10 protein-coding genes and 1 riboswitch are annotated in these 13,205 nt (G+C 37.3%); of the genes, 3 read left to right on the top strand and 7 right to left on the bottom strand.

Translation table 11 applies throughout. The features are described 5' to 3' along the window. Complete coding sequence (locus LI241_RS07040) at positions 1-447, top strand: membrane protein (RefSeq protein WP_008687587.1); 447 nt, start codon at positions 1-3, stop codon at positions 445-447. After that, positions 448-1,737 (top strand): amidohydrolase family protein, encoded by a 1,290-nt coding sequence (locus LI241_RS07035; RefSeq protein ID WP_008687585.1) that lies wholly within the window; start codon positions 448-450, stop codon positions 1,735-1,737. Between the two features lie 220 nt (positions 1,738-1,957). Here LI241_RS07035 and LI241_RS07030 read toward each other — a convergent pair whose 3' ends face one another. Further along, positions 1,958-2,509 carry a chromate transporter gene (locus LI241_RS07030; RefSeq protein ID WP_008687584.1) on the bottom strand — a complete coding sequence of 184 codons (552 nt, stop codon included), beginning with the start codon at positions 2,507-2,509 and terminating at the stop codon, positions 1,958-1,960. Continuing rightward, the gene (locus LI241_RS07025; RefSeq protein ID WP_008687583.1) at positions 2,506-3,069 is read right to left on the bottom strand and encodes a chromate transporter; all 564 of its coding nucleotides are present in this window, start codon (positions 3,067-3,069) and stop codon (positions 2,506-2,508) included. Before LI241_RS07025 ends, LI241_RS07030 begins: the two co-directional genes overlap by 4 nt. Positions 3,070-3,166: 97 nt before the next feature. Between LI241_RS07025 and LI241_RS07020 the strand changes: the two genes are divergently transcribed. After that, on the top strand, positions 3,167-4,045 hold the full coding sequence (locus LI241_RS07020) for a LysR family transcriptional regulator (RefSeq protein WP_008687582.1): 879 nt from the start codon (positions 3,167-3,169) through the stop codon (positions 4,043-4,045). Positions 4,046-4,076: 31 nt separating this feature from the next. Here the strand turns inward: LI241_RS07020 and LI241_RS07015 are convergent, their stop codons facing one another. The 5 genes from LI241_RS07015 to LI241_RS06995 form a co-directional block, all read right to left on the bottom strand. Continuing rightward, positions 4,077-7,247 carry a CHAP domain-containing protein gene (locus LI241_RS07015; RefSeq protein ID WP_008687581.1) on the bottom strand — a complete coding sequence of 1,057 codons (3,171 nt, stop codon included), beginning with the start codon at positions 7,245-7,247 and terminating at the stop codon, positions 4,077-4,079. A 177-nt stretch (positions 7,248-7,424) separates the two neighbouring features. Beyond that, positions 7,425-8,597 carry a phosphoribosylaminoimidazolecarboxamide formyltransferase gene (locus LI241_RS07010; protein ID WP_008687580.1) on the bottom strand — a complete coding sequence of 391 codons (1,173 nt, stop codon included), beginning with the start codon at positions 8,595-8,597 and terminating at the stop codon, positions 7,425-7,427. A 52-nt stretch (positions 8,598-8,649) separates the two neighbouring features. Further along, positions 8,650-8,729: riboswitch (ZMP/ZTP riboswitch) on the bottom strand. A 146-nt stretch (positions 8,730-8,875) separates the two neighbouring features. After that, positions 8,876-10,771 carry an extracellular solute-binding protein gene (locus LI241_RS07005; protein WP_008687579.1) on the bottom strand — a complete coding sequence of 632 codons (1,896 nt, stop codon included), beginning with the start codon at positions 10,769-10,771 and terminating at the stop codon, positions 8,876-8,878. Further along, positions 10,768-11,622, bottom strand: a complete 855-nt coding sequence (locus LI241_RS07000; protein ID WP_008687578.1) for an ABC transporter permease — start codon at positions 11,620-11,622, stop codon at positions 10,768-10,770. The genes LI241_RS07005 and LI241_RS07000 overlap by 4 nt, the downstream gene beginning before the upstream one ends. A 3-nt stretch (positions 11,623-11,625) precedes the next feature. Continuing rightward, positions 11,626-13,203 (bottom strand): ABC transporter ATP-binding protein, encoded by a 1,578-nt coding sequence (locus LI241_RS06995; RefSeq protein WP_026006733.1) that lies wholly within the window; start codon positions 13,201-13,203, stop codon positions 11,626-11,628. Between the last annotated feature and the right edge of the window lie 2 nt (positions 13,204-13,205).

Genomic DNA, 13,205 nt, shown 5'->3' with positions numbered 1-13,205 from the left:
ATGCGCATACAAGAATGGATTTTTTTATTTATCGTAGCTAGCTGTGGCATTGCCTTAGCTAATTTTGTCGGATTTCAAGTTGGACTCATAGAGTCATTACCAGGTATTGGCATCCTATTCGTTTTATCTTTATGTGGTGTTGTCATTAGTAAAGTATTACCTATACGCTTACCCATCGTAGCCTACTGTTCCCTATTAGGGTTATTAGCAGCATCCCCCCTTTCTTTCTGTCGGGAATTTGTCATTACATCCGTTAATCAGATCAACTTTACGGCACCTTTAACAATGGTAGGGGCATTTGCCGGTATCTCTATTAGCGATCAGTTAAAAGAATTCGCTGCCCAGGGATGGAAAATGATCATCATCGGCCTCTTGGTCATGACAGGAACTTTTTTAGGTTCAGCCGTAGTTGCCCAGATAATGCTGTCCATCACAGGAGCTATCTAAATGCTGTTACAAGATATTGCTTATCTGGATGAAACGATGGAGGTTAAAGAACATCAAGATATCCGTATTCAAGACACATGTATTCATGAAATAGCAAATCATGGCTGCTTAACTCCTTATCCAAAAGAAGAATGTTTATCCGGAAAAGGCTTGCTTGTAATGCCTGGTTTATGTGATGCTCATATGCATACCGGGCAACAATTGTTAAAGGGATGTGTCTTAGATGCATCCGGAATGATATGGAAAGATATCATGTTACCTTTTGAAAGTACGCTGACAGATGAAATCATGCAGTTAAATGCTGAATTGGCTGCTCTTGAAATGATACGTAATGGTACGACCTCGTTTTTAGATGCCGGCAGCTACCATATGGATGCCGCAGCTAAGATCTATGCACAAAGTGGTTTGCGGGCACAGTTAACCTGTAGTACGATGGACGATGCAAGTCTTCCCATCCAAATACAGGATGATGTAGAGAGCGCTTTGGCTAAAAATGATGCTTTTTATGATACGTGGCATCAAAAAGGCAATTTGAAAGTCAGCTATTCCCTACGCACGTTATTATCTGTTAGTGAGCGTTTGATTAAAGAAATACATGCTCATGCCAAAGCCCGTAATGCTTTATTGCAAGTTCATATGAATGAATATGAACAAGAGGTACACGCTGTTATTGCAAAATACGGTATGCGTCCATATACCTATCTTGATCAATTAAAGATTCTAGATGAGCGCTTTGTAGGCGCCCATTCTCTCATCGTAGATGAAGAAGAAATATCCCTGATGCAGAAGCATCATACACATGTTGTACTATGCCCTTTCAGTAATAGTGCCAAAGCTTTGGCACCCTATCCCACCTTAAAAAAGCAGGGTCTTTTACTTGCCTTAGGCAGTGATGGAAGTGCTCATGGAGGCTTAAGCCTGTGGAATGAAATGCGTCAGCTTCGTTGTATGATTCATGTGACACATGGCATCGCAAACCATGATCGTCATATTTTAAGCGCCAAAGAACTCTTGCATATGGCCATTACAAATGGGACAGCCCTTATGCAAGAAAAAAATTTGGGTTGTATCAAACCCGGCTATTTAGCCGATCTGATATTTCTTAATATCCATCAGCCTCATCTTTATCCCAGCGGCAACCTTACAAACACTTTAGTAGAATGTGTGGAAGGGCATGATGTGCTGCATAGTATGGTCAATGGAAAATGGCTGATGAAAGATCATAAGATATTAACACTCGATGAAAAAGCTATTTTCCAAAAAGCCGTTGCCTTTCAAAGAAAGTCATAAATATTAAATCTATTCAATATTTTCGTAAACATCAATATAGGAAACAGAAGCAAGAACATTTTATCTATCATTCATGCTTCTTTTTTAATAGGTATACCTTATTTTGATACACCGCACTTATTTATAATTAAAAAAAACGCTATGCAAATGCGTTTTCTCATTCGATCTATCTTTGATATATGCAGTTACTAACACTTACAAAGGATTCTTTCACATCTATCTATTGATAAAAAAGTATTCCGACAACACCAGAAAGCATCATTAAAGCAATGGGATTCATCTTCCATTTGCGGCTAATGAATAAAATAATCAAAAAGATAAAGGCGGCTGGTATTTGGATGGCCTCCATAGCAATCCTTCCCTCTTTGAAAAAAGCTAACGACACAATGATTGCCGCTGCCGCCATAATCAGACCCAAAGAACCGGCTTTTAATCCTTTTAATACTTCCATAAAAACACGTGAGGAAGAAAAGCGTTGAAAGATATGATAAATACCATAGGCAATGCATACCCCCATGCAGATACAGCCAATCGTTGCACATAATGCACCAGGTATACCTGCTACACGCATACCAACAAATGTGGAAGTATTCACCGCTAAAGGTCCCGGTGTCATTTGGGAAATTGTAATGATATCCGTAAACTCTTGTGCGCTCAACCAATGTTGACTTTGAACTACCTGTTCACTGATCATAGGAATAATGGCATATCCACCGCCTATACTGAATAAGCCAATCTGAAAGAAAGCAAAAAATAATCGTAATAAACTCATATGCTCACGCTCCTTCTCTCCATATGGACTTTCAGTACACAAATCAAGGCACACAAAATAATCAAAACAGCCACATTCATTTGAAAGAAATAATTTAACACAAAGACCGCCGGAGTCATTAAGATGAAAAACAATTGCTTTTCTTTCACGATCATTGCATACATATCAACAATCAAATCAACAATCAATGCCGCAACACCTGCTTCCATCCCTTTTAATACAGCATTGACCATTGTATTATCCCGAATCACACTATAAATTGCTGAAACAATAGATAAAATGCATAAAGGTGGTAAAATTGCCGCAATACAGCTAACAAATAAGCCACTTTTACCAGCAACTCGATAACCACTTAAAGCACTCATATTAATAGCTATCGCACCAGGAGAAGACTGTGCTATAGCTGCAATCTTCATTAATTCGTCTTCATCGAAAAACGCTTTATTCTCTACATAATATTTCCGGATCATTGGTATAACGACATAGCCGCCGCCAAAAGTAAAGGCACTGATAAACATATTGATACCAAACAGCCAAGTCAGCTTTTTCATCTTATTCATAAAAACACCTCTTCGATAATAGTTTACCATTTGACGCAGCATAAATAAAATTATATTATTTTATAAGATAGATAACCTATAGGTTATGGAGGTAACTATGGATATTCGACGTTTTCGCATCTTTCAAAAAGCCGCAGAACAGCAAAGTTTCACAAAAGCTGCTCAATCCTTGTATATGACACAACCAGCTGTTTCAAAGGCCATTCGTGAATTGGAAGAAGAGCTGCAGACACCCCTTTTTGAACGCTTTCCCAAAAAAGCCATCTTGACCCCGGAAGGGCAACTCTTCTTAAAAAAAGTAAATGCCTTATTAACCCACTATGACGATGTCCTGCAACATGTTGCAAAGATTCATTCCCAATACACCCTGCGCATTGGTTCTAGCATCACCATAGCAAATGACTTTCTTACCACTATCTTGAAGGATTTAAAAAAAGCTTATCCCTCTTTGTCGATGCAGGTAGAAATCGCGTCAAGTTCGGCTATTTTAGATAAACTAGTCCAACAGCAATTGGATATAGCTTTTGTTGAGGGGATGATTGATCAAGATGCATTTATCTGTCTGCCCTTTTCAACCTATCACATAAAAGCGGTCGCTCATCCCGAAGTATTGCAGAAGCAATCGATTACTTCTCTATCGGATATCGCTAAATTTCCATTATTACTGCGAGAAGAAGGCAGTGCCATACGCGATGTTGTAGAAAGCTGTTTCTTGCTATATGATATTCCTTTACATCCCGCATGGACATCAACCAATTCTACCGCTTTATTGAAAGCCGCAACGAAAGGTTTTGGTATCACGTTTCTTCCGGAAAAAATGGTTACAAAGAAATTAAAGAACCATACGCTTGAAGAAGTACAGTTAGCTGAGCTTCAGCTGATGAATAGAAATCACATCGTATATCTGAAACATAAACATGTCAATGATGCAATGCATACGCTGATTAAATTGGCAAATACCATCCCCCATAAATAAAGGAAGGATTGCCCCTTCCTTTATTTATGTTTTAGAATACTTTTATTAATTTCCAATAGGTCTGTTGCCATGCGTTCCAATGATACAAATAAACGGAATTACCACTTGCATCATAATCTCCTCCACGCGTTAACTTAAAGTCTGGATATTGCTTTAATTTGATGACATACGTTCCATCATACAGTTTCATCGCTTGCCACTCATCCGCCATAGGATCTGTATAGGGATTCAGATATGCATGTCCTTCGACATGCCCATAATATGTTGGAGGTGTCTCATATTGACTTGCTGCTGTAATATAATCTGAGTGGATATGATAGATATCAACTACCTTGTTATTATCAAGTTGACTTCGTAAGATAAAAGCATTACCGCCAATATTTTGTAGATTCCAATATTGCGCATTATAATCCCCATTGGGTTGGATATTTAATTTAGTAAAAGCTTGCGAACCTGGTGCTGTTAACGCATATCGCGCATCTGGTGATGTGAAAGCATATGTGCCATCTGCTATATAGACATTATTTTGATTAACATGAATCGTACATTTGGTTGTTTTTCCATTACTTGCTCTTGCGGTGATTGTTGCACTACCAGCTGCTTTGGCCGTTACTATTCCAGAAGAGCTGATGCTTGCAATATTAGTGTTGCTAGTTGTCCATGTTACTTTTTTATTTGTTGCATTGGCTGGTGTTATGGAAGCTTTTAATTGATATGTGTTTGGGGTATAAAGGGTTACTAACGAGGTATTTAATTTAATTCCTGTCACTTTTTGTTCAATCGCGATTTTCGCGCTGCCAGATACTGTCGCGTAATTCTTGTTTGTGATTTTATAATATACGGTTGTAATACCGATTGATTTACGATATGGTTTCGTTTTTGTCCAATTCCCTTTCGTACTAGTACGATAATAAACCACTGAGTTTTTCGCTATATTGCTAAGCGAAATGGAATGATTTTTTCCATCATAATATCCTGTATAACTTTTTACGCTAGGTTTTTGCATACCTGTTTTTACCGTGATAGAAGATGTACCATAAACCGTTTTCGTACAATTTGCATTACTTAGTTTATAATATACCGTCGTTTTTCCAATAGATGTGCGCGTTGGTTTCTTCATTGACCAGCTAGCTCTTGTGCTTGTACGATAATATATCTTTGTACCCGCTGTTACATCATGAAAACTTATCGTATGGGCTTTTCCATTATAAGAACCGCTATACCCCTTTGCTTTACCCTTTTGTATTGCTTTTTTAATTGTAATCTTAGCACTACCTGTTTTTGTCCTTGTGCAATTACTATTCACTATTTTGTAATACACCGCCGTTGTTCCAACACTTGTGCGAGTAGGTTTTTTCGTAGACCATTTTGCCCTGTTATTGGTACGATAATATACTTTAGAACCTGCTGCTACATTACTCATACGTATCGTGTGAGACTTTCCATTATATGTTCCTGAATAACTTTTTGCATAGCCTTTTTGTGATGCCTTTTTAATTACAATTTTCACAGTTCCCGTTTTCGTATTTGTGCAATTGCTATTTACAATCTTATAATAAATTGTCGTCGTTCCTGCACTTGTACGGGTTACTTTCTTTGTTGACCATTTCGCTTTCGTACTCGTACGATAATATATCTTAGAGCCACTGGCAACATTATTGAAACTTATTGTATGAGATTTCCCATCATACGTTCCATTATAACTTTTTGCATAACCTTTCTGAATATTTTTTTGAATAGTAATTTTTGCGTCCCCGCTCAGCGTTTGAAAATAAAGGGGATTTGTTATTTTATAATATATTGTGGTCGTTCCCGCACTTGTTCGCGTTGGTTTTTTTAAGGACCAAGCGCTACTTGTACTTGTTCGATAATACACCTGAGAACCACTTGGTACATTTGCAATACTTATACTATGTGGCTTGCCATCATACCTACCATTATAATCTTTTACAACAGCAGGAATTTTTATTTCACCTTTTTTGATATAAAGCTTATGTGCTGATGTTAGATCTATTGGATATATCTGAATATTTGTTCCAGATTCAAAGTTTCCTCCTGAAGCATTCATTGCCATATAAGGAGCACATTCTGGTTGTAATGAGTAGCCATCATTAAATTTCCGTATGAAGAAGCGCTGCGCAGGTCCAGGATTGTATGAATAGAACTGCATATTCGTAGCACTTTTTGAAGCAGCCTGATACACATCTAAATATAATCCTGTTTTCATATCTTTTATGGTATATGCCTCATTCGCTGTTCTGGTAAACTCATAAATAGCTTGATTAGAAGAATTAATGTTTCCTAATTGTGCATTGTTATTTACATTCACCAAATATGTGTTATTAGAAAAGCCTATTTGCGCATAAAAATGCTCTCCAAGATTTTGCGCTTTACCTAGCAAATTATAGGCGTTAGGTATCATCTCCACCAAATTAGATAATGGTGATTCACCAGCACTATTTTTAGCGGAAACTCCTGCCCAATAATTCTTTCCTAATAAAGGTATTGTATAAGAGAAATTTCTTCCGACATTTATAACCTTCATTTCTTCATCTGCACAATAAATTCTTACGATATATTCACTGGCTCCAACATCATTCCAAGACATCGTGTAATGATAGCCAGAATTGCTTAAATTAAGAGTTGGAGCATTTGGAATACTTTCATTAGTAAAATTTCCTAAATAGATATACCCTTGAAAACCTGGATCTTTTTTCTGAATTTCAGTAATACTATCCGTTTTTGTTCTAAAGTTAAATCCACCATAGGCTGATTCAGAAATCGTCATCGTATTTCCATTTACTGCTTCTACTACCGCTACATGCCCATAACCACCATTCCAACAAATGATTGAACCAATTTTAGGTGTGTTTCCATAGCTAAACGCGCCCTTATTTACATTATCGTTAAACCAATTATAAGCGTGACTTCTTGATAAATTTGGTTTATATCCTAAAATTTCATATGCTCTACCCCAAGCATAAGCTGTACAGTTTGGCATACCATAACCAGATTGATAAAAAGGATTATCAGAATAATAATGGTAATCACTTTTACTTGGTGCCGATGTCCTTGGATAAAAAATGGCAGCAGCCTGTAGTTTCGATAATACATTGCTATCTTGAAAAATAAAGCTCATTGATAAAAAAAGTGATAGTAATGCAAATGATACTTTTCTAATTGTCTTTTTGCTTGTTTTCATCTGTTTCCCTCCATGAATAAAATAAGAAATGGACTCATTCCTATCTCATTAGTATGCCTTTAATATAAGCCTATTTGATTACAACCTCAAGCATTTATACAAAAATTGCATAATCAGTGTCATTTATATAAAGAAAAAACCTCAAATAAGCTCATATGCCTATTTGAGGTTAATGACTTAATGATGGAACAGACGCACATGTGTCATACACATGGCGATATTATATTTATCGCAAGTCATAATCACATGATCATCACGAATAGAGCCACCCGCCTGTGCGATACAAGAGACACCACTCTTATGCGCACGCTCAATGTTATCACCAAATGGGAAGAACGCATCAGAACCTAACGCAACATTTTGTAAGGTTGCTAACCATGCTTTTTTCTCTTCTTTTGTAAAGGGTTCTGGTTTCGCCATAAACATCTCTTGCCACATGCCATCATTCAATAAATCTTCATAATCATCAGAAATATAAACATCAATCGCATTATCACGATCAGCTCTGCGAATGCCATCTTTAAATGGCAAGGTCAATACTTTTTCATGCTGACGAAGATACCAATTATCTGCCTTATTACCTGCTAAGCGGGTACAATGCACACGGGATTGCTGACCGGCTCCTATTCCCACAGCCTGACCATTTTTTACATAACATACGGAATTAGATTGTGTATATTTTAATGTAATCAAAGCTACTAATAAATCACGTTTTTGCTCAGCGCTCAACGTTTTGTTTTGGGTAGGAATTTCTGTAAATAAAGCATCACTAATTTTAATATTGTTTCGCCCTTGTTCAAAAGTAATACCAAAAACATCCTTTTGTTCAATAACTTCTGGCACATAAGATGGATCCATCTGAATCACAACATACTTCCCTTTTTTCTTTTTCTTTAAGATTGCTAATGCTTCTTTGGAAAAGGAAGGTGCTATAACACCATCACTGACTTCTTTTGATAAATACTTTGCACAAGCAGCGTCACATTCATCACTTAAAGCCGCAAAATCCCCATAGCTTGACATACGGTCACTGCCTCTGGCACGAATGTATGCACTTGCCATTGGTGTTAACTCCACATCATCCACAAAATACATCTGCTTTTCAACATCGTTTAACGCCACATAGACAGCAGCTCCGGCTGGTGATACATGTTTAAAGCTAGCCGCACTTGGCAATCCTGTAGCTTCTTTTAACTCCTTTACCAATTGCCAGCTGTTAAAAGCATCTAACAAATTGATGTATCCAGGATTTCCATTTAATATTGTGATAGGAAGTTCCCCTTCCTTCATGAAGATACGAGCAGGTTTCTGATTGGGATTACAACCATACTTTAATTCCATTTCTTTCATTATAATACTCCCTTCCGTTAAGAATTGAAAAAAGCCGACACTTCCAGACGTCAACAAACGCCCAGACGGTCGGCTTATCTAACATTATACTCCCTGTGGTCCATTCCACTTCCGTCAGTCATATAACTATGAAAACTTTATCATGCAATAAGAAATTCGTCAATCTTTTTAGCTTATTCAAACAATCTGTGTATCCTGTGCCACCTATATAAACAATAATGTTTTAAAGCATTACGGCTATCGGATAGCGCATAAAGCAAGCCTATTTCACAACTCTTTTATTTTGCAATCTTTACCTTTGTCCAATAATCAGAAATAATTTTCTTCACATCGGCATTATATTCAAAGATTTCATCTTTCGCATAACCCACACGAGGCAGATATGCATGATTGCCATCAAATTCTCCACCTTCACTGCTTGCCTCATCTAAAACCTCTTCATTGCTGGATGCATAACCGACAAACAGTGTGTTTTTCATACTTGCTTCATAATCTAAAAGGAAATTGATATAATCATTTGCCAGTTTTGGATTTTTAGCATTCTTAGGAATGACCATGGCATCACTCCACAAGTTCGTTCCTTCCTTTGGCATATAATAGTCCATATCTTCATTTTCACTTAAGATATATGCAGCATCTCCACTATACACTAATGCCATATCTTTATTGCCATTGATCATTGCATCAATAACTTCATCCGTCACAATTTCCGGATCCATGATATCGACTGCTTTGACCAACCAATCATAAGCATCTTTCAACTCTTTTTTATCACTTGTATTCATGGAATAGCCTAAGGCTTTTAATGCCATCATAAAGGAATCACGTTCTGAGTCATACATATAGATATGACCTTTATATTTCGTATTATGGAAAATATTGAAGCCTTCTTTTTCCAAATCAGTCTTATGAACTTTCTGCTTATTATAGACAATACCAACCGTTCCCCAGAAATATGGCGCACTGTAAGTATTATCTGGATCATATTGCAAGCCTTTGACACCTTTTGCTAGATTACTCAGATTAGGAATCATAGATTTATCTAAAGGCTGCAGCTGTTTCTCCTGAATCAGACGTTCAATCATGTAATCACTTGGTACTAATACATCATAAGATTCACCGCTTTGCAGCTTCGTATACATTAATTCATTTGAATCAAAGGTATCATAAACGATTTTTACACCAAATTTCTTTTCAAATGCCGCATTGACTTCAGGATCTAAATATTCCCCCCAATTATATACCTTTAAGGTATCGCTGCCATACTTAGCAATGGCATCTTCTGGTGAAGAAGAACCAACACCGCCTTTTAAAGCAACTAACACCGAACCAATGACTAATGTAAAGCATACAGCGATGATACCAAAAACTTTATTAGAAATTGGTCTTCCCTGTTTTTGACGTTTTTCTTTCACCATTGGTACTAAATTTACAAACAGCAATGTAATGGTAATCATTATAACAATTAGGGTAGATAAAGAATTGATGCTAGGATTGATACGTTTGCTCATCGTCCATACAAGGGTTGATATATTCTTTACCCCATTGCCTGTGACAAAGTAGGAAATGATGAAGTCATCAAAGGACATGGTAAAGGCTATTAAAGCACCGGAAACAATCCCCGGCATGATTTGAGGGACAATGACCTTCCACATGGCTTTGGCTGGTGTTGCACCAAGATCCATGGCAGCCTCTGCCAGATTAGGATCAAGACTTCTCAGCTTTGGCATGACGGATAAAATGACATAAGGTGTACAAAAAGCGATATGTGCCAATAACATCGTCAAAAAGCCTTTTTCCATATGCATGGAAACATAAAATAGCATTAAGCCTACCGCCGTAACAATTTCTGGATTCATAATCGGAAGATCATTAATCTGCTGTACAACCTCACGAACGATGCGTTTGGATTTTGATAAACCAATTGCCGTAATCGTACCGACGATCGTAGAGATGAATGTCGCAATCACAGCAGTGATCAATGTATAGTAAATAGCCTCCATCATATTGCGGTCAGAGAACATTTTCTCATACCATTGCAAAGAAAAGCCATCAAAGCTGGTAAGCGAACGACTGCCATTAAAGGAAAATACCAGCATATATAAAATCGGAAAATAGAAAAATACCAAAATGAGTCCGAGTATCAAGCGGCGGGAAAACTTTTTATTGTTCACTGTACATTCCCTCCTTTTCTAGCTCTGACGGTATCATCCCCTTTATCAAGACGACGGGTGATATACATACTGATCATGATGATAACGGCCATGATCATACTGATGGCGCTACCGAAATTCCATTCGCCAACCGTGATGAATTGATTTTCTATGACATTACCAATCATCATATAACCGCCTCCACCCATCAGCTTGGGAATGACAAAGCTGGAAACAGATGGCAAGAAAACAAGCGTGATACCAGAAACTACACCAGGGAGCGATAAAGGAAACGTAATATTTTTAAAGCGCTGGAAACGATTTGCCCCCAAATCATTTGCTGCTTCTAATAATGATTTATCCATTTTAGCTAAAGAGCTTTCGATTTGCAAAATCATAAAAGGGATAAAGTTATATACCATACCTAAGACAACGGCGAAATCAGTATATAATAATTTTGTTGGTTCTAGCCCAAAAAATGCTAGGATATGATTGATTAATCCATTATCAGCCAAGATACCGATCCATGCATACGTACGCACCAACATATTGATCCACATTGGAAGCGTCACTAACAAAATCAATAAGTTCCGTTTTTTAGGCGATGCCTGAGCAATCGCATACGCAACTGGATAACCAATACATACACATAACACTGTGGTAATTAACGAAATTCGTAAGGATAGCCACAATGTCTTTAAGAAGTCCGGGTCTGTAAAAAACTTCTTAAAATTATCAAATGTGAATTGTAAAGATACAACATCATTCCCCTGTTTAGTAAACGCATATAAGACAATCAACAACATCGGAATGACGATCATAGCGACCATCCATACAATGTATGGGATCGTTAAACGCTTAAATGTCTTCATGTGTTAAAATCCCATCTTACTCATGACATGAATATCTTCCGGGAAGAATGTTAGACCCACTTCTGCACCTTCTTCGGCAATATCCGTCGTATGAATCTTAAACTCACGACCCTGTGTACTAAAGGTAACCTGATACGTACCAGCTGTGATATGATCAGGATCAAAGTCATATTCCACATTTGAAATCTCTACATCACTTTCATCAGACAACTTCCAACTCTGTGCATTTGCCCATGTTTTTAAATCCGTATCTAAAGCTGCACTTTCCTTAATTTCATCCACAGTCTTAAAGAAATTAAATGCCGCAATGGCTTCATTCGCTTTAGGATTTTCCACATATTGCTGCTGCACAACAAAAACATCAATTGAGACACTGGTTCCATTGCTAGTAGCAAACGTTACCGGGTAAGTGCCAATTTCTTCTTTGATATCATATTCAATCTTTGAAATAGAAATATATTCATCTTCTTGGGTCTCCCAAGCCTGCGCATCTGCACGCGCAATAATTTCCGCATCGTTGAGATCTTTGACATCTTCGATATCCACATAGAAATCATTCGCAGATATTTTTTCACTGGCATCACTAGATGTGATATCGTGCTCCTTTGTTACCTGCATATTAACACTGACACTCGTTCCCGGAACGGTTTCCACCATAATTTCATAATGAACACCTTTAAATAATACCGATTTTACAATACCTGTCATTTTCCCATCTTCTTCTTTAACGATATCCAAATCTTCCGGACGGATGACGACATCCACCTGTTCTCTTTCTTTGAAACCAAAATCGACACAATCAAATACGATATCATCAAATTGCACCTTGTAATCTTCCAGCATCACGCCAGGAATAATATTACTTTCACCAATAAAGTTTGCCACGTAGCGATTTTCTGGTTCATTGTAAATATCCGTAGGTGTACCAACCTGCTGAATCTCCCCATCCTTCATGACAACAATCTTGTCTGACATGGTCAAAGCCTCTTCCTGATCATGAGTGACATAAATAAAAGTAATGCCGACTTCTTGCTGAATTTTCTTTAATTCATATTGCATCTCTTTACGCAGTTTCAGATCCAAAGCACCTAATGGCTCATCCAATAACAATACTTTTGGTTCATTTACTAATGCCCGCGCAATGGCAATACGCTGTTGTTGTCCTCCTGATAATAAAGTAACATCTTTCTTCTCAAAGCCCTCCAGATTAATTAATTTCAACATCTTTAAAACTTTTTGTTCAATGACATCCTTGCTCATCTTCTTGATTTTTAAACCAAAAGCGATATTGTCATATACATTCATGTGTGGAAATAACGCATATTTTTGAAACACAGTATTGAGCTCACGTTTATAAGGAGGCAATTGGGCAATATCCTCTCCATCGAAAATCACATGGCCTTCACTAGCCTCTAAAAAACCGCCTAAAATACGTAGCAATGTCGTTTTTCCACAACCACTTGGTCCAAGCAGCGTCACAAACTCATTTTCATAAATATCTAAGTTAATTCCCTTTAAAACAAGCTGTCCGTCAAAATCTTTGACGATATTCTTAAACTGAATCAGTTTTTTCTTTTCCATTT

This window comes from Longicatena sp. 210702-DFI.1.196, assembly GCF_020563125.1.
GTDB lineage: Bacteria > Bacillota_I > Bacilli_A > Erysipelotrichales > Erysipelotrichaceae > Longicatena > Longicatena caecimuris.
Note: the sequence above shows the minus strand (reverse complement) of the source record. Positions and strands in the feature narration are given on the sequence as shown.